Source organism: uncultured Microscilla sp. (genome assembly GCF_947493425.1).
Classification (GTDB): Bacteria; Bacteroidota; Bacteroidia; order Cytophagales; family Microscillaceae; genus Microscilla.
The window spans coordinates 82706-102233 of the sequence record NZ_CANLRP010000004.1; the positions used below are offsets into that span (position 1 = coordinate 82706).

At 38.4% G+C, this 19528-nt stretch carries 12 protein-coding genes and 18 tRNA genes; 22 read left to right on the forward strand and 8 right to left on the reverse strand.

Annotated elements, in window-relative coordinates; genetic code table 11:
- Positions 1 to 466 precede the first annotated feature (466 nt).
- The 21 genes from Q0954_RS02435 to Q0954_RS02535 all read left to right on the forward strand — a co-directional run bounded on the left by Q0954_RS02435 (position 467) and on the right by Q0954_RS02535 (position 10910).
- On the forward strand, positions 467 to 2623 hold the full coding sequence (locus Q0954_RS02435; protein WP_299453141.1) for a sensor histidine kinase: 2157 nt from the start codon (positions 467 to 469) through the stop codon (positions 2621 to 2623).
- A gap of 449 nt (positions 2624 to 3072) precedes the next feature.
- A tRNA-Cys gene (locus tag Q0954_RS02440) sits at positions 3073 to 3150 on the forward strand.
- A 111-nt stretch (positions 3151 to 3261) separates the two neighbouring features.
- Positions 3262 to 3344 (forward strand) — tRNA-Leu (locus Q0954_RS02445).
- A gap of 13 nt (positions 3345 to 3357) precedes the next feature.
- Positions 3358 to 3441: transfer RNA gene (locus Q0954_RS02450), tRNA-Leu, on the forward strand.
- Between the two features lie 42 nt (positions 3442 to 3483).
- Positions 3484 to 3557: transfer RNA gene (locus Q0954_RS02455), tRNA-Leu, on the forward strand.
- Positions 3558 to 3650: 93 nt separating this feature from the next.
- Positions 3651 to 3735, forward strand: a tRNA-Leu gene (locus tag Q0954_RS02460).
- A 13-nt stretch (positions 3736 to 3748) separates the two neighbouring features.
- Positions 3749 to 3822 (forward strand) — tRNA-Leu (locus Q0954_RS02465).
- A 353-nt stretch (positions 3823 to 4175) separates the two neighbouring features.
- Positions 4176 to 4257, forward strand: a tRNA-Tyr gene (locus Q0954_RS02470).
- Positions 4258 to 4264: 7 nt separating this feature from the next.
- Positions 4265 to 4352, forward strand: a tRNA-Ser gene (locus tag Q0954_RS02475).
- A gap of 6 nt (positions 4353 to 4358) precedes the next feature.
- Positions 4359 to 4432: transfer RNA gene (locus Q0954_RS02480), tRNA-Phe, on the forward strand.
- A 9-nt stretch (positions 4433 to 4441) separates the two neighbouring features.
- Positions 4442 to 4514: transfer RNA gene (locus Q0954_RS02485), tRNA-Gln, on the forward strand.
- Between the two features lie 6 nt (positions 4515 to 4520).
- A tRNA-Phe gene (locus Q0954_RS02490) sits at positions 4521 to 4594 on the forward strand.
- Between the two features lie 6 nt (positions 4595 to 4600).
- Positions 4601 to 4685, forward strand: a tRNA-Ser gene (locus Q0954_RS02495).
- A gap of 8 nt (positions 4686 to 4693) precedes the next feature.
- Positions 4694 to 4777: transfer RNA gene (locus Q0954_RS02500), tRNA-Tyr, on the forward strand.
- 10 nt (positions 4778 to 4787) lie between these two features.
- Positions 4788 to 4874, forward strand: a tRNA-Ser gene (locus Q0954_RS02505).
- Positions 4875 to 5512: 638 nt separating this feature from the next.
- Positions 5513 to 5585 (forward strand) — tRNA-Gln (locus tag Q0954_RS02510).
- 248 nt (positions 5586 to 5833) lie between these two features.
- A tRNA-Ser gene (locus Q0954_RS02515) sits at positions 5834 to 5918 on the forward strand.
- An 8-nt stretch (positions 5919 to 5926) separates the two neighbouring features.
- Positions 5927 to 6010 (forward strand) — tRNA-Tyr (locus Q0954_RS02520).
- Positions 6011 to 6020: 10 nt separating this feature from the next.
- Positions 6021 to 6107 (forward strand) — tRNA-Ser (locus tag Q0954_RS02525).
- A 187-nt stretch (positions 6108 to 6294) separates the two neighbouring features.
- A complete protein-coding gene (locus Q0954_RS02530; protein ID WP_299453143.1) occupies positions 6295 to 8511 on the forward strand; it encodes a SpoIIE family protein phosphatase in 2217 nt (738 codons plus the stop codon).
- 167 nt (positions 8512 to 8678) lie between these two features.
- Entirely contained in the window at positions 8679 to 10910 is a 2232-nt protein-coding gene (locus Q0954_RS02535) for a SpoIIE family protein phosphatase (protein ID WP_299453145.1), read from the forward strand.
- 35 nt (positions 10911 to 10945) lie between these two features.
- Here Q0954_RS02535 and Q0954_RS02540 read toward each other — a convergent pair whose 3' ends face one another.
- The 4 genes from Q0954_RS02540 to Q0954_RS02555 form a co-directional block, all read right to left on the reverse strand.
- Entirely contained in the window at positions 10946 to 11326 is a 381-nt protein-coding gene (locus Q0954_RS02540) for a DUF1987 domain-containing protein (RefSeq protein ID WP_299453147.1), read from the reverse strand.
- Positions 11327 to 11855: 529 nt separating this feature from the next.
- Complete coding sequence (locus Q0954_RS02545; protein WP_299453149.1) at positions 11856 to 12245, reverse strand: DUF1987 domain-containing protein; 390 nt, start codon at positions 12243 to 12245, stop codon at positions 11856 to 11858.
- A gap of 153 nt (positions 12246 to 12398) precedes the next feature.
- Complete coding sequence (locus tag Q0954_RS02550) at positions 12399 to 12788, reverse strand: DUF1987 domain-containing protein (protein WP_299453152.1); 390 nt, start codon at positions 12786 to 12788, stop codon at positions 12399 to 12401.
- Between the two features lie 311 nt (positions 12789 to 13099).
- Entirely contained in the window at positions 13100 to 13942 is an 843-nt protein-coding gene (locus tag Q0954_RS02555; RefSeq protein WP_299453155.1) for an alpha/beta fold hydrolase, read from the reverse strand.
- 242 nt (positions 13943 to 14184) lie between these two features.
- Here Q0954_RS02555 and Q0954_RS02560 point away from each other — a divergent pair, with 242 nt between their 5' ends.
- Positions 14185 to 15315, forward strand: coding sequence for a C1 family peptidase (locus Q0954_RS02560; protein ID WP_299453156.1), 1131 nt, complete (start codon positions 14185 to 14187; stop codon positions 15313 to 15315).
- A gap of 247 nt (positions 15316 to 15562) precedes the next feature.
- On the opposite strand, the gene Q0954_RS02565 is transcribed toward Q0954_RS02560, so the two are convergent.
- From Q0954_RS02565 to tsaE, 4 genes are all read right to left on the reverse strand, one after another.
- On the reverse strand, positions 15563 to 16564 hold the full coding sequence (locus tag Q0954_RS02565; protein ID WP_299453158.1) for an arginase: 1002 nt from the start codon (positions 16562 to 16564) through the stop codon (positions 15563 to 15565).
- A gap of 692 nt (positions 16565 to 17256) precedes the next feature.
- Positions 17257 to 17784, reverse strand: coding sequence for an HAD family hydrolase (locus Q0954_RS02570; RefSeq protein ID WP_299453159.1), 528 nt, complete (start codon positions 17782 to 17784; stop codon positions 17257 to 17259).
- Positions 17785 to 17870: 86 nt separating this feature from the next.
- Complete coding sequence (locus Q0954_RS02575) at positions 17871 to 19100, reverse strand: alanine dehydrogenase (protein WP_299453161.1); 1230 nt, start codon at positions 19098 to 19100, stop codon at positions 17871 to 17873.
- Positions 19093 to 19524 carry a tRNA (adenosine(37)-N6)-threonylcarbamoyltransferase complex ATPase subunit type 1 TsaE gene (tsaE, locus tag Q0954_RS02580; RefSeq protein ID WP_299453162.1) on the reverse strand — a complete coding sequence of 144 codons (432 nt, stop codon included), beginning with the start codon at positions 19522 to 19524 and terminating at the stop codon, positions 19093 to 19095. Before tsaE ends, Q0954_RS02575 begins: the two co-directional genes overlap by 8 nt.
- Positions 19525 to 19528 lie beyond the last annotated feature (4 nt).

Below are 19528 nucleotides of genomic sequence, written 5' to 3' on the forward strand. Positions count from 1 at the left end.
AAAGCAAACAAAATAAAAAACAAACAGTTTCTTAAACACATGCCAACGGTTTTAAAACTTTTTTGAATTAATCACAATTTTTGTGCTGATATGAATTGAATGTTCCCTCTTTATGAATATGCCTGTTGTAAATTATCATATACGGGTATCTAAACAATATTGCCTGTAGTTTTTAGACAATATTACTTAAAAAATATTACGAAGTAAATAAAGTTTATCTGCACTTTCAAATATTGGCCAAATTTCAAAAATATTTGGCTCTATTTCTAAAGAACAAATGCGGTATTTTACCCTAACCCAAACATTCAACTACACTTTTGATGTTTTCGCTGGTTAGTAGCCTGCTTTTCACCAAAACATTACACGCCATTGCTTTTTTTACTTCACACAAACCCACAGTTTACCGTTTCATGAATTATATATTGTATAGATTAGTGTAAATATTGGGTGAAGCGGTCACCAAACAATGTTGGTACTATTTCACCTAAAAAACCTTTTCAAGACATTGCCCACAATAACAAATACATTTTTTACAACCCAAAAGATAGCCTGTGTATGGGTGTTTTTGGTAAGTTTTGGTTTGCCCTGCCTTACTCAAGCCCAAACTGTTCCTTTGTTATTCAAAATTGATCAGTTTAAACAAAGTTATTTACTTGATAGCACTACACAAATATTGGAAGATTCACTGAACCTTTTCACTATTGAACAAACAAGTAACATAGATTTTCAAACAAAATTCAAACCCTTATCCAGTGCTCCTGCTACCAACGCCCGTAGTGTCTATTGGCTTAGGGTTTCGTTACACAATAACTTGCCCAGAGATACAGAATGGATATTACATATTGGCTATACCAACAGAGCCACATTGTATGTATCAAGCCCAGAAAAGAAAAACAACCAATGGCAGCCTCAATACAGCGGTAAATTTGTTACCCAAAACCAAAAACAAATCAAAGAAGGAAGACATAGTCAGTTTGGTATATTTTTGCCTAAAGGAGCTACTCGCATTTGCTATATAAAAATACACAGTATAGACGCTCGTATGCCTAAAATAGCCCCTAAACTTTATAGCTACTACCACTGGCACCAGCATATTGCCCACCGCAACCTTATCCAAGGTTTTTTTCAAGGGTTTTTATGGCTACTGGCCATTTATTACACCTTTGTATACTTTGTAATGAAAGACAAGCTCTACCTTTATTACTCTGGATATATTATAGGCATCGCCATCTATTTTCTTGCTATTTCAGGGTTATTGATAGAAAACATTTTCAGTAAAGCCCCTATACTCAATGAGTTTGCCTGGTATTTTTCGGCTCAACTCACGATGATTATATACCTTCAGTTATTTCGTAAGTTTTTACTCACCCAAACGTTTACCCCTTGGTGGGATCAAATACTTGTATGGTGGATAAAAGCCCGCCTGATATTGTTGCCTGCTGGATGTATTATTATGTTAGTATCATTTAACCTTACTCGCACCAACTGGCTCATTATCAGCAGTGTACTAACAGATATTTTACTTACAGTCCTTGTATTGGGTCAGCTTTACAAATACAGGACTCGATTTACCAACTTTTTTGTAGCAGGCATGCTATTTTTTATGATGGGCACAGGCATTACCATAGGGTGGTTTATTCAAGACACCTCGTCTCCGGTACAACCACACTTTATTCAATTAGGGATATGTCTGCAGCTGTTTTCTTATGCTATAGGCTTAGGAGTGCGCTTTCGCCATAATGAAATACAAAAACGTTATCATCAAAAAATTCTTATTGCAGAGCTACAAACCCACCAAGAGATTGCAAGGCAAATAAACACAGAACTGGAAACCAAGGTTGAAAAACGTACCAAGGAAGTGGCAAGTAAAAATACCCGCCTAGAGGCACAAAACAAAGTACTGGTAACCCAAAAAGACCGACTGGAAGCACTTAATAGCATCAAAGCCAAGTTGTTTTCTATCATCTCACACGATTTACGCAGCCCTATTAATTCTATTCAAGGAGTATTACACCTTATGAACTCTGACGACCTATCCTCGCAAGAGGTAAAGTCGTTGTCAAACAAGCTCAACAGCCAGGTACAGATCACCCAAAACCTGCTAGATAACTTATTGTATTGGTCAAAGTTACAAATGCAAGGAATCAATGTAAATTATACTAAAGTGAACTTGTTCCAACTGGCAGAAAACACCTTGCACTTGTTTGATACATCTAACAGTAAAAAACTAAAACTGCATAATGTAGTTCAAGAAGATGCTTATGCCTGGGCTGACGCCAACATGGTGGCATTGATTATAAGAAACTTGATAGCCAATGCTGTCAAATTTACTCCCTATGGTGGAAGTATTACAGTAAAAGTATGTAGCAACGACCAAGACTACCTCAAGGTATCGGTCAATGATACTGGAGTAGGCATTGCCGCTGACAATATTCCATTAATATTTGACCAGGCAGCTCATTTTAGTACGCCTGGTACCGCCCAGGAAAAAGGAACAGGTTTGGGTTTAATGCTTTGCCAGGAGTTTGTAGAAAAAAACCACGGCAAGATATGGGTAGAAAGTACCTTAGGAGAAGGCAGTAGTTTTATATTTACTTTACCCAAACGTCCCCTTAATATATAAAGTCAAGTTTGACTACTCCTCAAACCAACCCAACTGGCTTATTGCATAAAAATAGTCCTCCACGAAACCTTTTCTATTGAGCCTCGTAACTACCTACATATTCTTACTAAAAAGAAGATTTATAAAAAAAATACAAAATCATTTGGAAGTTAAAAAGCTCCATCGTACATTTGTAACATAATGAAAACAATGACAACGACATATTGCCAACTCTCACTCTTACAATCACTGAGTTATTTCTTTTTAGGAAATAGCAGGGGATTTCTTTGGGAATGATTGAAAAGCAATATTCAATAATATACCGAAGCCCCTGACAAAATCAGGGGCTTTTTTTATGCTTTACAAATCACTAAAAAATAAGTTATATAGCTATTAATCAGATATTTAGCAATAAAACATTACTTAATTACAGTTGTAATATACCTAAAGTACAGTTTAAACTATTACCAGGTGCGATGGCTGAGCGGTTGAAAGCACAGGTCTGCAAAACTTGTTTATCGTCGTGGGTTCGAATCCCACTCGCACCTCAAAACAAATACTATAGAACACTAAATAATTGTTTTAGCTAATCGATAATAGCACTGAAACAAAATAGGCAGACTATGTTACTATATTAAAATAATACAATTTCAAGCAAAGCCAATGTGGTGGAATTGGCAGACACGGCAGTCTCAGACTCTGTCGCCTTTTGGCATTGGGGGTTCGAATCCCTCCATTGGCACTACAATTACAATGGTAACGTGATGGAACTGGTATACATGACAGACTTAAAATCTGTTGCTAAAATCAGCATGAGGGTTCGAATCCCTCCGTTACTACTCAATACGCTTCATTCTGTTTTAAGGTTTGGAGCAATAAATACCCGTGTAGCCCAATTGGCAGAGGCACTTGATTTAGGATCAGGGTAGTGAAGGTTCGAGTCCTTTCATGGGTACTGAGTTGGAAGTGTCAAGCAGGCATGCCTGCGAGCACAAAGGGTTTGTATGGTTTGTTGGTTACAAACCCTTTATATATATCAACACAAAATACCAATGTGGCGGAACTGGTTTACGCAGCGGTCTTAGAAACCGTAGCCCTAGGGCTTGGGGGTTCGAATCCCTCCATTGGTACCAAATATTGACAAATGCCCGTGTAGCCCAATAGGCAGAGGCGCCTGATTCAAAATCAGGTCAGTGAAGGTTCGAGTCCTTCCATGGGTACAAGTTTATTTTAAACAAATACATTTTTAAAACAACATGAAACAATACACTTACATATCATTTTATCAATCATCACAACAAATGTTTGGTTATTATTCATTTAGTAGTAACGATCCGGGAGGCATCTGTACGTATTAACACACACATACCAATGTGTAAGTAAAACACGCACTAAGCCTCTCGGATGTAAAATCTGAGAGGCTTTTTTTTATTGCCCTGCAGAGGCGTTCAATGCTTGACAGGGTAGCCCAATTACAGAGAGTAAAGAAGTCAGGCGGCTTCCGCTGTTTGCTAAACAGTTGATTCTGCATAATAGAAGATGGTTCGAGTCCATTGCTCTCTGCTATTTTTTTGGAGGTGCGCCAACGCTGGAGAGTTGGATTGCTCTATAAAAGCACTGCTTCGGCTGAGTAGGTTCGAATCCTACCACCTCCACTTTTTTGGAGATAATCCGGTTGGATGAGGGAACTGGTTGGAAGCCAGTCGTACTCCTACGTGGGGTATTGGGGGTTCGAATCCCTCTGTCTCCGCTTTTTGTGAATGTAGCTTAATGGCAAAGCACCTGTTTGAAAACCAGGAGATACGTTTGGTTCAACTCCCGTCATTCACACAATTTCAACGACCTGTCGTCCAATGGGTTAGGATACCTGACTTTGACTCAGGTGATAAAGGTTCAAGTCCTTTCAGGTCGTTTTTTTGCGGATATAACTTAAAGGTAAAGTGTCAGGTTGAAGCCCTGAAGATGGAGGTTCGATTCCTTCTATTCGCACCAATATTCAGAGAGTTACCCAAGTGGTGAAGGGGACAGGTTGCTACCTTGTTAGGTCAGGTTTGACGCGGGGGTTCGAATCCCTCACTCTCTGCTTTTTTTGACACAGTTGAGCAATTGGTTGGCTCGCCTGACTGTAAATCAGGTCTTATTGCAAGCTTGCAGGTTCGAGTCCTGCCTGTGTCACTTTTGCTACGGAGATAACCCGGTTGGATCAGGAGCTTGTCTTGAAAACAAGTAATACCATCACAAGGTATTGGGGGTTCGAATCCCTCTGTCTCCGCTTTTTGTGAATGTAGCTTAGTAACGTGCTCAAAATAAGTTTTCGGTTTTTAGGGCAAATACGCACAACTGACTGAGGCATTTTTTGCGCTCAAGGCAACATCCGGGGGATGTTGAGCCAGACCGTGGGACGGTACTACGGGCAATAAAAACTTACAGTCCCGGCGGAACTGCCGGGGTAACGAAAGGCAGTAAAGCGGATTTATTCTAAATCGGACAGCTTCAAAGTCCCGATTTCTTATCGCATGCGTCAAAGCTTAATTTTACGAACACTTAAAATACCGTCAAAATCATCAAAAACGACTCTTTTAGGCGCAACTCCTACGGAGCCGTGTCCCGTTTCGTTTATTTTTTCTACCAAGGTTTCTCCCCACTGGGGCTAATATTCGTAATAAGTGGCATAAAAACGAGCAAAGAGTTTTGAACGATTCCATAAAAATTGTGATTCAACACAACTTGAAGCTGGTTTTTACAGGCGGAATTTTAAGCCCTGACCAATGCGATTTCTTATCGGGGTTATTGTTGAGGGCTACGCCCGAAATCCCGTTTACGGGGCGAACACGTTACTTAATGGCAAAGCGCCTGCCTGAAAACCAGGAGATACGTTTGGTTCAACTCCCGTCGTTCACACAATCTCTACGACCTGTCGTCCAATGGGTTAGGATACCTGACTTTGACTCAGGTGATAAAGGTTCAAGTCCTTTCAGGTCGTTTTTTGCGGATGTGACTCGAGAGCTTGTTTAAAATTCATTGATTAGGTCTTTTACGCGACTTTTATGATTATATTTTGTCAAATTTATTAGCAATAGCGCTGCTATTACTTCAAAATTTGACGCATCTAATCCAAAAATTCATCATAAAATCTCCTATAAACAAAAGTTTAAACAAGCTCTAAAGGTAAAGTGTCAGGTTGAAGCCCTGAAGATGGAGGTTCGATTCCTTCTATTCGCACCAATATTCAGAGAGTTACCCAAGTGGTGAAGGGGACAGGTTGCTACCTTGTTAGGTCAGGTTTGACGCGGGGGTTCGAATCCCTCACTCTCTGCTTTTTTTGACACAGTTGAGCAATTGGTTGGCTCGCCTGACTGTAAATCAGGTCTTATTGCAAGCTTGCAGGTTCGAGTCCTGCCTGTGTCACTTTTGCTACGGAGATAACCCGGTTGGATCAGGAGCTTGTCTTGAAAACAAGTAATACCATCACAAGGTATTGGGGGTTCGAATCCCTCTGTCTCCGCTTTTTGTAAACTTGCTTATGATTGAGATAGCGACCTATGCTTCACTATTAAAAAATCACCCTCAACAATCAGAAAATATTTATAATTTACATTCTTTCAGGTAATTATTGCGTAACTTACTATTAACAACATATCTTTCTTTAACTTTTAATGAAACTGCATTATTTTTAAAATAAGGGAAAGTAAATGCAAAAAATCTGGCAATATCTTGTAGTAATCATCATAAACACCCACACCCTTTGGGCACAAACTCCTCCACAGATTACACTCCAACGAATAGACAGTTTAACGAAGCAACTTAACAAGCCTAAAAACCACCATTACCAATTTATAAGAATTATAGAAAAAGCCATTAAAGGTTTAGACTCTACCAGCATATTAAAAACAGGTACTAAAATAGCTTCGCTTCTACAACAACACCCTCGCCCCATATTTCACGTCATGTCTCCGGCATTGATGGCTTATTTGTATGATGCTACTCAAAATCGTACACTGGCTATAGAAAAGATGCGAGAAGCAATAGCATTGGCTCAAACAAAATCTACAAAAACGGTATTAGCAGAGCTCTATCGCGATTTTGGGCATTTGCAAAATGCCGCCAATGACGGAAACTCGATTAACAGTTTTTTTGCCTCTTACGAACTTTTTCTTGCACTTGGGCAAAAGGCAAAGGCAGTAAAATCGCTTTACAATGTAGCAACTACTCAGTATGGTGCTAATGTACCCATAAACAAAAAAATAGAAAGTTTTCGGGAGGTAATCAAACAAGAGAAATACTGCCAGGATAGTTTACCTCACCGTATGCTCATCAACTCATACAATGCCATTGGCATGTTGTATTTTAGGCAACAAAAGTATAAAAAGGCTGAAAAGGAACTTCAGATTGCACTCAAAATATCTGAAGCCAAAAAAGATTCGGCTTGGATTGGCATTCTAAGCGGGAATTTTTCCCAGCTTTATCGGACAAACAAAGAATATGATAAAGCCCTAAAATACCTTAAGAAAGACCTAAATCTCAGCAAAAAAAACAAAGAACGTCTGAGCTTGGCCTATGTATACATTAGTTTTGGCGATATTTATCGGATATTACAAAAGTACACCCAAGCAAAAGCTTACTACGACAGTGCCAGAGTGGAGAGCATTCACAACCGATTTACCCACAACAAATCTGGTGTGCTACGAGCGCCTTTACAAATGAGCTACTATGGATTAGCGCGCTTATTTGCTGCTCAACATAGCTATAAACAAGCCTACCGATACCGAGACCTTGCAGCCAAGCTCAGCGATACCATTACTCAAAGAAAACTACAAAATAAAGTAAATCAAGTGCAAGCCGCCTATAATATAGAGAAAAAACAAAAGGAGGTATTACTGCTTACTAAGAAAAATGACCTAAAAGAGGCCACTATCCAGCGGCAAAACCTAATTAACCTGGCAATAGGTATAGTCTTGTTTTTTACCTTAGTGCTTGCTATAGTGTTGTACATCAGCAACAAGGAAAGAACAAAGAATAATAAGATACTTAGACAGCAGCAAGATGAAATTGTCACTCAAAACAAAGAACTGGTACAACAAAGAGAAGAGATACTTGCTCAACAAAGCTTTGTTACCAGCCAAAACCAAGAGCTTTCCTTCAAAAATCAACAAATCAAAAGTAGTATTAACTCAGCGTTACATATTCAAAAAGCAATTTTGCCTTACCAACAAAAACTGCATAATTTATTGTCTGACTACTTTGTGATATACCGCCCAAAAGATGTAGTATCAGGCGATTTTTATTGGATCAACAAAGTAAAAGGCAAGACTATTTTAATAGCCGCTGATTGTACCGGACATGGAATACCAGGAGCCTTTATGTCGTTGATTTGCCACACCTTATTTGACAAAATTATTCGCACCTGCCATATTACCGACTCGGCAGAAATACTAGAAAAAGCTCAAAACGAAATACGAGAGTTACTCAGGCAACAAGAGTTGGGTTATGCCAATGGAATGGATGTTTGCCTGGTTGTATTAGAAAGCCTCAAAGATAGTGTTAAAATACAGTTTACGGGTGCCAGACGTCCTTTGTATGTAATAAAACACGGGTGCCAAACAATAGAAGAGTTACGTGGTGACCGCCTGTCTATTGGGGGTAGGGAACGACGTAACCAAGTAAAGTTTAGTAGTCAACAACTCATACTTAAAACGGGTAGTTTGCTGTATCTTAGCTCTGATGGCTACGCCGACCAAAACAATCTAAACAGGAGACCCTATACAACCAATCAACTGAAAACAACCCTGGAAAAACTCAAAGACTATTCTATGGAAAAGCAAAAGGAAATACTTGAAACAAAACTGCAAACCCACATGCAAGGCACAGAACAACGTGACGACATTATGCTGATAGGGGTAAAACTGTAATAAGGGACTTGTTTATAGCAACATTTTTTATTATTATAGCGTATGCATTTTAACTCAAGCTTTGTGTAAATGGTCTGATTTATGCCTCTAGCTATATAAACTTAAAATATTGATATACAGCAGTTTGTTAAGTTAACTATTTACTAAATCATTCCCTGTAAATGTCTATGAAAAAAGTAACAACGTGTGTCTTTTTTTTATTCACAATCTCCCTTGCTGTTTTTGCTCAAAAATCACCTCCTGACAACATTATACAACGCATAGAAGAGTTTGCAAAAAAGCCAACCTCTACAAAAGCACCTAAAACATCACTTGGCGACCTATTGGCAAAATTGAAAGATGCTCAAAAAAAAGGAGACTCTGCTGTAGCCTTTTCTAATGCAAAAGCCATTGTTCAGCTTGCAAATAAACATAAATCGTTTGAATTAGACGCAGTGAGTAATGCATCACTCGCTTATGCTTATGCTTTTGGAGGCAAAAATTCTATAAAAGCCTTTGAGTTAATGAATCAGGCAATTGCCAAGGCAGGTAAACGCCAAAGAAAAGATATACAAGGCTATTTATACCATGAATTGGCACACTTACAAAATGATTTTAAAAACGATGACGCTATCAAAAGTTTTCTCAAGGCGCACGAGCTATTTCTGGAGATAAACAAAAATACAGCAGCAGCTCGATCATTATACCAGGCAGGAATCCTGCAATACGGCAGCGACCTAGGGCTGGACATTAAAATAAAAACTTTCCGTGAGGTAATTAAACTGGGGGGTGACTCTCTACACCACCGTAATATTATCAACTCACACACGGCTATAGCCATGATGCGCATTGGAGAAAAAAAATATAACGAAGCCGAAAAAGAGCTCAGCAAGGCAATGGAAATATCTGTGGAGAAAAAAGACTCTGCCTGGATCGGGATTTTAAGTGGTAACTTTGCCCAAATATACGAAGTAAAAAAAGAGTATGACAAAGCTTTGAAGTATTTGAAGGTAGATTTACATTTAAGTAAAAAACACAAGGAACGAGGCAGTGTAATATTGGTATATACTAGTATAGGCGATATATATTTTGCCAAGAAGAAATATAAGCTCTCACAGGCTTACTATGATAGCAGTGTGGTACACAGCAAAGTAGATTATTATAGAAATATAGGCAAAAAAGACATTTTTTACCCTGGCTTACTAAGGGCTTACAGAGGACTGGCAAAATTAAACGCAGCAAAAAAGAAGTTTGAACAGGCCTATGAGTACCGAACCTTGGCTGGTGTTATGCGCGACACCCTCAACCGTCGCAGGTTACGCAGTAAAGTTAATCAAATACAATCAGCTTATAATTTAGACAAAAAGCAAAAAGAGGTACTGCTTCTTACCAAAGAAAATGACCTTAAAGAAGCCACTATCCAACGTCAAAACCTTTTTAACATTGCAGTAGGTATTGGGCTGTTCTTAGTGCTGGCACTTGCCATCGTACTTTATAGAAGTGTTCAAATACGAAAAAAGAAAAACAGCTTGCTCAAAGAACAGCAAAACGAAATTATGACTCAAAACGAGGAGTTGTTTCAACAGCAAGAAGAGATTTTAGCTCAGCAGGAGTTTGTTGAAAACCAAAATAAAGAATTGTCGCGTAAAAATCTCATGATTAATCAAAGCATCAATTCTGCCCAACTCATCCAAGAAGCAATTCTACCTTATGAATCTAAACTTAATAGCCTCCTTAAAGACTATTTTATTTTTTATCGCCCCAAAGACATTGTATCAGGTGATTTTTACTGGCTTAACAAAATAGAGCATAAAACTATCTTAATTGCTGCTGATTGTACCGGTCACGGAGTTCCAGGAGCTTTTATGTCGCTTATATCCAACACATTGTTTGATAAAATTGTGCGCGTATGGGGGATTACAGAAGCCAGTGAGATTTTAAAAAAGGCGCAAAGCGAAATTAGAATATTACTCAGACAACAAGAACTAGGCTATGCCAACGGAATGGATGTGTGCCTGGTAGTGATGGAGGATACTCCTCAGGGCCAGGTAAAGGTACAATTTGCAGGAGCAAAACGCCCCTTGTATTATATAAAAAATGGCGAAAGTACACTGCAGGAAGTAAAAGGCACCCGAATGTCTATAGGGGGGCGTGAGCGCAAAGACAGACCATCGTTTACACAAACAGAACTATTGCTTGACAAAGGCAGTATTTTATACTTAGGGTCGGACGGCTACGCCGATCAAAACAATCAGAAACGTAAAGCTTTTGCGGTCAAAAATCTAAAGTTATTGCTGGAAAAAATATCAGCCCAACCAATGTCAGAACAAAAACAACTATTGAATGAAACTTTAGATGCCCACATGAAGGGCACAGAACAACGCGATGATATTATGCTGATAGGTGTAAAGCTGTCATAATATATATACTTTCTACACTTTCATTCTTTTTTAAACTATAAAGTCTTCATATTGAAGGATAAAGCATCAAAATTATCTTGATAGTATAGTCCATCTTCCATCATACTACTATCGTTGGGTTTTGCGTACCAATTTACCTGCACGTCTACATTTCCATCTTCGGCATACTCTTCCAGCATTTCAAGTATATGAAATATGGCTTGTGATGAACTTGTATTGAAATATAATAAGCGAAAATTTAACGTAATAGGACGCTGGTTAACTTTTAAATAATCGCTGAGCCACTTTAGTAAAGCTTGGTAAAACACAAAAGCATCTTCACTGTAGGACTCTCCGGCAATATCAAATATGTTGGTATTTGTATTAAACGAAATATAAGGGGTATATTTTTCTTGCGTGATGATCAAACTTTTCACTGTGTGTAAATATATAAATTAGTAGTTTAATAATATATTTTCAGACCTCTATCCCTCTCAAGCCAAAGATGATAGTTGCATGGTTTGGATAAAACCCTTTTTCTAACTTAAAAAAAAATGATTAAAAGTATGCTTTAAACTGCTTTTTTTTCTGTTTTTCTTTCCTGCAAAAACCTGTATGCCCCTTTCCAAATGCCCTCCACTTGCTTCAGTCATCTATTGTCAATAACTTTACTGAAGGGGTACCTCAATATTTTGAATTTTAGAGATTCACATAATAAATTAATTGCAATTTCCCCAAAACGAAGAAGGTATTTACAGGTAAGCCACACTTATGTAAGTTAAGTTGGTGTATGTCAAGGAGGCATTATACATGAAGGTCTGAACGTAATCAAGTGTTCACAAACGGTACTGCAGGTGTCTAATAAATGAAAAGGAGATTTAAAAAAAGATAAGCACGCACCTGTGATGCGTGCTGGTTTGTATAAGAGTGTTGCTGTAAGAATAGAGCATACTTGATGAAACAAGCTTATATAAGTTGTTCTACCAATATATTAAAACTCAAAGCCCCAAAATCATCCTGAAAATCTTCTCCGTCTTCTACCATGTCCATGTCGTGGGCACTGGCATGCCAGTTTATCACAATAGGTATATTGTAATTACTGGCATGGTTATTTAACATTTCCAGCATTTCAAAAATTAGTTGAGAAGAGCTGGTGTTAAAATAACTTAGGCGGAAGTCAAGACTTAGGGGTGTTGGGTTGGCCTTCACATATTTATCGAGCCATTCTATAATTGGCTGATAAAAATGAGCGGTTTCTTCACTGAATGATTCTCCAACAATTTCCAGATTATTGGTTGCTTTGTCAAAGAATACTCTGGGAGTGGAATCTCCCTTTTCAATCAATAAATCATTCATGATGTCACTTTGCTATTCTGGTTATGTAATATCATAAAGATACATGCAAAAGTTCAATTCATCAACTTTGATTTAAACAAAACAAGTAAAATCCTCGATAAAAAGTGATTATTTTAAGTTAGATATAGTGATAGAAAAGGGTGATGTCCTTTTTTAGACCAAATGCTGTGATAGAATATTGAACGATAAATGATCAAAACTATCTTTATAATTCTCTCCATCCTCTATGATGTCTACATCCTTGGCGTTGGTGTACCAATTGACTATCACTTTGGTGTTTTTATGAATCACGTGCTCTTCTAATAACTCCAAAATTTCAAAAAATGCCCGTGATGACCTTGTATTAAAGTATTTTAGTTTAAAATTGAGTGTAACGCTTTTTTTGTTAGTAGCAAGATAGCTTTTGAGCCATTTAATAATAGGTTGGTAAAACGTGTCAGAGTCATCGCTGTAAGATTCTCCTTCAATGTTAAAAACTCTGGTGTTTACATCAAATGATACGTAAGGTGTGTATTTTTCCCTCTTTATTAATAAACTTTCCATTTTAATATAGTGAAGTTAGTTAAGCATAAATACATCTAAATTGGAATGTTCTGAATTTTGTATTCAAGCCAATAATCTTGAGCTGCTTCACAGTCTGCATTTCTGGTATAGTATGTTGTGTATCCCTCAATACCTTAGAGTAATGAAGCTTAAATTAATATTGTTAATTATTGATTGATCATTCCAGCATCAAATTTAGCATATATAATGCTACATTTGAATTTAACTAGTATAAATAGCGAGGAAAGTTGATATAAAATTGATATTAAAAGTTTTTATTGCATTATCCAAATAATATTTTGAATACTATCCTATTTTTTGGTTAATATCTTCGCTAGATTTTGGTTAAACTCATCGTACCGCCACAGATCGGCATGCTTGCCATCAGGCACACTAAACAGTAGGTCATCCTTCTTAAAAAAGCGGGTCAGTTTCTGGCTCGATTCGTAGTAGATCAGTTCGTCGAGCTGCCCATGAAACAAATATACAGGCGACTTGACCTGGGGTAAATATAAATCGGTACGCAGATGATACTTAAGTACAATAGTATAAGGAAACCAAGGGATATTGTATTGTTTGCCCAAGTGTTGTACCAAATCAATAAAACTATAATAAGGTGTTTCTAATATCAACATTTTGGGCATATTGCGTGCTGCCACAAACGCAGCCAAACCACTCCCAAGCGAACGTCCATATATGACCACTTTGTTTTCGGGATATTCTTTTAGCAACTGTTGGTACACATACTCTGCGTCTTTTAGTAAAGTTTGTTCGTTTACTTCTCCCCTACTTTTACCATATATTCTATAATCAAACACTAGCACATCGTAGCCATATTGGGTAAATCGGCGAGCTATTCTACCCCAGTTGCGCAAACTTCCCGTGTTGCCGTGTAAATAATAGATAAGCCCTCTGGCGGTTTGTTGCTTGCTCTTAAACAATAGCGCATTTAAACGGGCTCCATGCTCAGGAGTGTAAAAGCGTTCTTCATCATAAGCAAATTTAAATTTGTGGTCAAGAGGCAACCTTTCGGCAAGAAAAATAACCTTGTCTTGATTGAGGTACACAAAAACACATATTACGGTAACCACACCTACCATTACCAGCAATAAATAAAGCACCACTCGAGTAAACCACTTAAATACACGCCACATTCTTTCAAAGCTTTTAATTTTTTAGATTAGTTTTGTGATAAATCACATGTAAGTAAAACGGAAAAAATAAAATGAGCCAAATATGGTGCAATATTTTAGTTTCAGGCGATTGAAAAAATATGTCCATAGCTTTGGCTATGCAAATATTTTTTCAAGAAGTCTGGGGCTATAAGATTAGTCAAATGGCTCAGGTTATTTTAGTAGTTTTACTAACAATTATTTTAATTTAATTAACGTACACAATGAATTGGAAATATGCCTTTTACCTGGTTTTTTTAACCAGTTTCATTACCTTTCGCACAAACGCTCAATACAAATTTACTATAGAGAAAAAAGTAGAAGCCACACCAGTAAAAAACCAACAACGTACTGGTACTTGCTGGAGCTTTTCTACAGCTTCGTTTATTGAGTCAGAACTTATTCGTTTGGGCAAAGGGCAACACGATTTGTCAGAAATGTATGTAGTACGTCGCATTTACCGCGAAAAAGCCCTAAACTACATGCGCCGCCAAGGTAAAGCCCAGTTTAGTCAAGGAAGCCTGGCTCACGACCTTATCAACACCATTGGCAAGTACGGTATTGTACCCGAACAAGTGTACAGTGGTAAAGTAAACGGTGAAACCAGACACGACCATGCAGAACTTGCCGCGGTGCTTACCAGTATTATGAAAACGGTAATAAAACGCAAGCGCCCTACTCAAAAATGGTTGCCCGCTTTTGAAGGAGTGCTGGATGCTTACCTGGGCAAAGTACCAGAGAAGTTTACCTACCAGAACAAAGAATATACACCTAAAAGCTTTGCGCAATGGTTAGGCATCAATCCGGCAGACTATGTAGAACTGACCTCTTATACTCACCAACCTTATTACAAGACATTTGTGCTGGAGATTCCTGACAATTTTTCTAATGGTGCCTATTATAACCTACCTATAGACGAATTGGAAGCAGTAGCAAAAAATGCTATTCAAAGTGGATACTCGATGGTGTGGGATGGTGATGTCAGCGAAAAAGGTTTTTCGCAAAGAAATGATGTTGCTATTGTGCCTAAAAAACAGTGGACACAAATGGCTTCGGCAGAGCGAAAAAAAGCCTTAAAAACCCCTGTGGAAGAACGCAAGGTAACGCAAAAAATGCGTCAGGAAACGTTTGAAAACTACAGTACTACTGATGATCACTTGATGCACCTCGTTGGTACTGCCAAAGATCAAAACGGCAACAAATACTACCTGATTAAAAACTCTTGGGGTGTAAATGCGGGATCTTCTGGGGGGTATGTACATGCTTCTCAGGCTTATTTTCGCCTCAAGACAGTCTCGTTATTGGTGCATAAAGATGCCATACCAAAGCAAATTCGCAAAAAATTGGCGCTCTAAACATACCAATAGTCCATAGCTGATTCGAGTAAATGTTCACCTTGTTAAATACTGTAAACCAGTATTTTATTTAAAAGTTTTTCGGTTTTATGCCTAAACATCCAATTAAATAGTTTTTAAATTCATAAATAACTGATCACCAGCAAACAACTTTGACTAAAATCACTGTGGAGTATTGAACAACCAAGCAAAAAAGCCCTGCAATGTCAGGGCTTTTTTGCTTGATATTGCATTCATCAAATAAACACTAAGAAACCTCTACCAAACGATGATTTTTCACCAATGCTTCGGTAGTCGCCTCTAAAATAGAGAAAGCATTTTCTGCCATTAAGTTAACTTTATCGTCCAAAGTAGGATTGATTTCCACCATTTCCCAACATATTGTTTTTGAACTACGGGCAAAAGCTATATTCAAGTCACAGGCTTCGGCTACAGTCAAACCATTGGGTACAGGGGTGCCTGTGCCTGCCGAAATCGCAGAATCCATGCTGTCTACATCAAACGATACATACACCATATCACAATCGCTCAGAATATCAAGGGCTTGCTTAGCTATAGCCTCTGCTCCCTGAGTGTGTACCTCTTCTGCAGTAAAATTTCTCATGCCGTATTTATCCATCAAAGCTTGTTCTTGAGCTTCTATGTCTCTACCTGCAATCAATACAATGTCTTCACCTTTGAGCTTAGCTCCTTTGATACCTACATTCTTAAGTTGTTCCCAGTACTCATTAGTAGCCGCATCTAAGGTGTTTATTTGGTGTGCTTCGTTGTTTTCGTTCAAAGCTATTGCCAAAGGCATGCCATGCATATTGCCCGAAGGAGTAGTATAAGGTGAATGCAAATCGGCGTGGGCATCTATCCATATCACTCCCAATCGCTTATGAGGATACGCCTGCTTGATACCTGCTATAGTGCCTGCTGCCGACCCATGATCTCCAGCAAGCACCAAGGGAAACAACCCTTGCTTGAGTGTGTCATTCACTGCCTGGCAAGTAGCCGTTTGAACTTTCAACAAACCATCAATGTGTTTGGCAAACGGGTATTTATTGTCTTGGAAAAGTATCTCATTGACAGTAGGCACTGTCAGGCACTGGTTATAAGTGGCAAAAAATGTTTTGCTCACTGGTGTATTGTTTTTACTGGCTTTATTCAAACAAGCTGTTTTCAAAGCATCTACTCCCAAACTTGCCCCCCTTGTTCCTGCTGCAATTTCTGATTTTACTTCAATAACTTTTATCTTACTAACCATACTTTAATCCTGTTTTTTCTGATATTAAACCCACCTCCCCTTTGGTCATCAAACAACCAAAGAACAAGGTGGGCTATTATAATAAAGTTTTGTTTGTTGCTATATTTTGCACAAAATTATAAAAATATGTGGTTATGTCTTGAGTTAAATCAATAAAGAATGAGCAACAGATAGGCAAATATCCATCACAGAGTTTAAACACAGTTTATGGGTAGAAAGAAGGTATAAAAAAAACAAGTGAACAATAAAAGGTAGTAGGGATGGATTGTTTCTGTAGGGTGCTTGTACTTAGTCAATATAACCTTACTTTATTTTATGTTGTTGTCAAAAAAAGAGTTTTTATTCACTTTTTTTGTAAAAAATATCGAAACTCTATTACATTTAACCTTCAAATACGTTGTAAATTTATGATATCAAGGCTTGGTATAATAAATGTCTATTAATATTCGTAGTTTTGTAGATCAATATAATAAAGAGTTAAACATTAAATTGTAAAATTAATGAAAAGAGTATTAGTTGTAGTTGCGCTTGTCTCTATGGTCGGTTTCACGTCTTGTGCAAAAAAAAGACATACTTGCCCAACTTATATGAAAAACGTGCACGAGCAAAAGGATGTCAAAGTAAAAAATACCTTAGACCCCAAAGACAACTCAACCAAGGCAAAAAACGCCAGAGGATAGTTGCAAAAAATCTTAAACTGTTTGGTTTTGCGAAAGTACAAGTCGAGCAGCCGCATACAAGTCTTTAGCAGTAAAATCGGCAAGCGCCGATATAGGTTTATTTTCCGCAATAACCTGTACTGTATTGACTTGTATTTTTTTTGCCGCCTCTACATCACGGGCACTGTCCCCTATCATCCACGACCTTTCTCTGTCTATTACATGCTTGGCAATGGCTTTTTCTAACATAAAAGACTCAGGCTTACGCGAAAGTGATTCGCTATGCTGAGGGTGGTAAGGCGAGTAAAACAAATCATCAAGCAGGTAACCACATTGCTGTTGCAAATACTGGTGACAGGCTTTCACATCTTCTTTAGTATATAAACCTTTAGCTATGCCTCCCTGGTTGGTAACCACCACCAATAAATATCCTGCTTGCTTTAATTCTTGCAATGCTTCAATTACTCCTGTGGGTATCTCAAAATCGGCAATGGTATACGTATAAGTACCCCGCTCACGATTGAGCACCCCGTCTCTGTCTAAAAAAATACATCTGTTCATGTTGATTTTTAGTAATTCCCCCTGTTTTTTCCCTCAGTTGGTCGACCATTATGTTAGTCAACAAAGCCCGCTATTTTTACTCACAATTAAATCCTCGCTGCCATCAACAAACCCAAGTCTTTATAGGGCATGTCCAGTTTGTCGGCAATAAAACGGTTGGTAAGACTCCCTTTATAAGCATACACACCTTCCATAAACCACTTACTGGTAAAAATCATCTCATCCATTCCGCCTGCCTTGGAAATTTTCATCAAATAGGGAGTAAAAATGTTGCTCAAAGCAGTGCTTGAGGTTCTACTTACCCGCGAAGCGATATTGGGCACACAGTAATGAATGACATCATATTTTTTAAAAATAGGGTTTTCGTGTGTGGTCACCTCTGAAGTAGAAAAAACTCCGCCCTGGTCAATACTCACATCTATAATGATAGAGTTGGGTTTCATTTGCTGCACCATTTCTTCGGTTACTACACAGGGAGTTAGCCCTTTCTCAGCACGCATGGCGCCTATCACAACGTCAGCGCGTGAAATGGCTTCTTCTAATATACCTGTGTCTATAGTAGAGGTATACATTTGGTGCCCTACAGCATATTTAATCCGGCGCAACTTATAAATGTCTTTGTCAAAAATTTGGGTTTCGGCACCCAACCCAATGGCTGTACGTGCGGCATACTCGCCTACTGTACCTGCCCCAATAATGACTACACGAGTAGGGGGTACACCAGTGATTCCTCCTAAAATAATACCTCGGCCATTGTGGGCACTGCTGAGGTACTCAGAGGCAATAAGCATTACCGTGCTCCCAGCTATTTCGCTCATAGAACGAATCAAGGGCATTTCGCCAATGCGGTTTTGAATAAACTGGTAAGCAATACCGATGCATTTTTTTTGCATCAAAGCTTTAAAGTAGGCAGTATCCATACGTGCCATAGGCAACGATGATACTACTGTGCGCCCAAACCTCATATACTCTATTTCTTCGTGAGTAGGGGGCTCTATTTTTAAGATCAGGTCTGCCTCGAACACTTCTTTGGCAGAATAACACACCTCTGCCCCAGCTTCGCTGTACTGCTGGTCGGTAAACTTGGCACCAAGCCCAGCTCCGGCTTCTACCCTTATCTCATGCCCATTGCGTACCAATATTTCTACTGCTTCGGGGCGCAACGATACCCGCTTTTCAGATTTACTTTTTTCTTTGGGTATACCAATAAACAGTTTTTCTGCCTTTTTTTTGATAGGAGCCAACTGCTCACTTGGATAAAGTACCAATTGTTCTTTGGTAAGGGCTGTGCCTTCTGTGTACGATTGCTTACTCATATTGGGTCAATTCAATGATTCGGTAATCAGATTGTAGTATAATAGCAATTTTTAGATAATTTTCGGGCATCAGGCTGGGGATTTTTGAAGCCCATTCTATAAAACAATAACTATTGTCATAAAAATATTCTTCGTAGCCCATGTCTAGCGCCTCAGTTTCGTTTTTGAGCCGATAAAAATCAAAATGATAGAAAGCCTCTCCAGAGACATTTTGGTATTCGTTTACAATAGAATAAGTAGGGCTCTGAATGGTGTCGACAATACCCATTTGTCTTCCTATTTCTTTGATCAAGGTGGTTTTTCCTGCCCCCATTTCTCCATCAAACACCCAAATTTTTGCGGGTTTGGGTTGTTCATTGGCAAATTGGACAATTTGTTTGGCAACATTTGCCAGCTCGCTCAGCTCACGATAAGTTATTTGCATAAAT

What these genes read in the sequence shown, in the direction of transcription:
- Q0954_RS02565 (WP_299453158.1), bottom strand. Translation starts at nt 16,564, where the DNA reads ATGGTTAGTAAGATAAAAGTTATTGAAGTAAAATCAGAAATTGCAGCA.
- tsaE (WP_299453162.1), bottom strand. Translation starts at nt 19,524, where the DNA reads ATGCAAATAACTTATCGTGAGCTGAGCGAGCTGGCAAATGTTGCCAAA.
- Q0954_RS02435 (WP_299453141.1), top strand. Translation starts at nt 467, where the DNA reads ATGTTGGTACTATTTCACCTAAAAAACCTTTTCAAGACATTGCCCACA.
- Q0954_RS02545 (WP_299453149.1), bottom strand. Translation starts at nt 12,245, where the DNA reads ATGAATGATTTATTGATTGAAAAGGGAGATTCCACTCCCAGAGTATTC.
- Q0954_RS02535 (WP_299453145.1), top strand. Translation starts at nt 8,679, where the DNA reads ATGAAAAAAGTAACAACGTGTGTCTTTTTTTTATTCACAATCTCCCTT.
- Q0954_RS02555 (WP_299453155.1), bottom strand. Translation starts at nt 13,942, where the DNA reads ATGTGGCGTGTATTTAAGTGGTTTACTCGAGTGGTGCTTTATTTATTG.
- Q0954_RS02530 (WP_299453143.1), top strand. Translation starts at nt 6,295, where the DNA reads ATGCAAAAAATCTGGCAATATCTTGTAGTAATCATCATAAACACCCAC.
- Q0954_RS02575 (WP_299453161.1), bottom strand. Translation starts at nt 19,100, where the DNA reads ATGAGTAAGCAATCGTACACAGAAGGCACAGCCCTTACCAAAGAACAA.
- Q0954_RS02560 (WP_299453156.1), top strand. Translation starts at nt 14,185, where the DNA reads ATGAATTGGAAATATGCCTTTTACCTGGTTTTTTTAACCAGTTTCATT.
- Q0954_RS02550 (WP_299453152.1), bottom strand. Translation starts at nt 12,788, where the DNA reads ATGGAAAGTTTATTAATAAAGAGGGAAAAATACACACCTTACGTATCA.
- Q0954_RS02570 (WP_299453159.1), bottom strand. Translation starts at nt 17,784, where the DNA reads ATGAACAGATGTATTTTTTTAGACAGAGACGGGGTGCTCAATCGTGAG.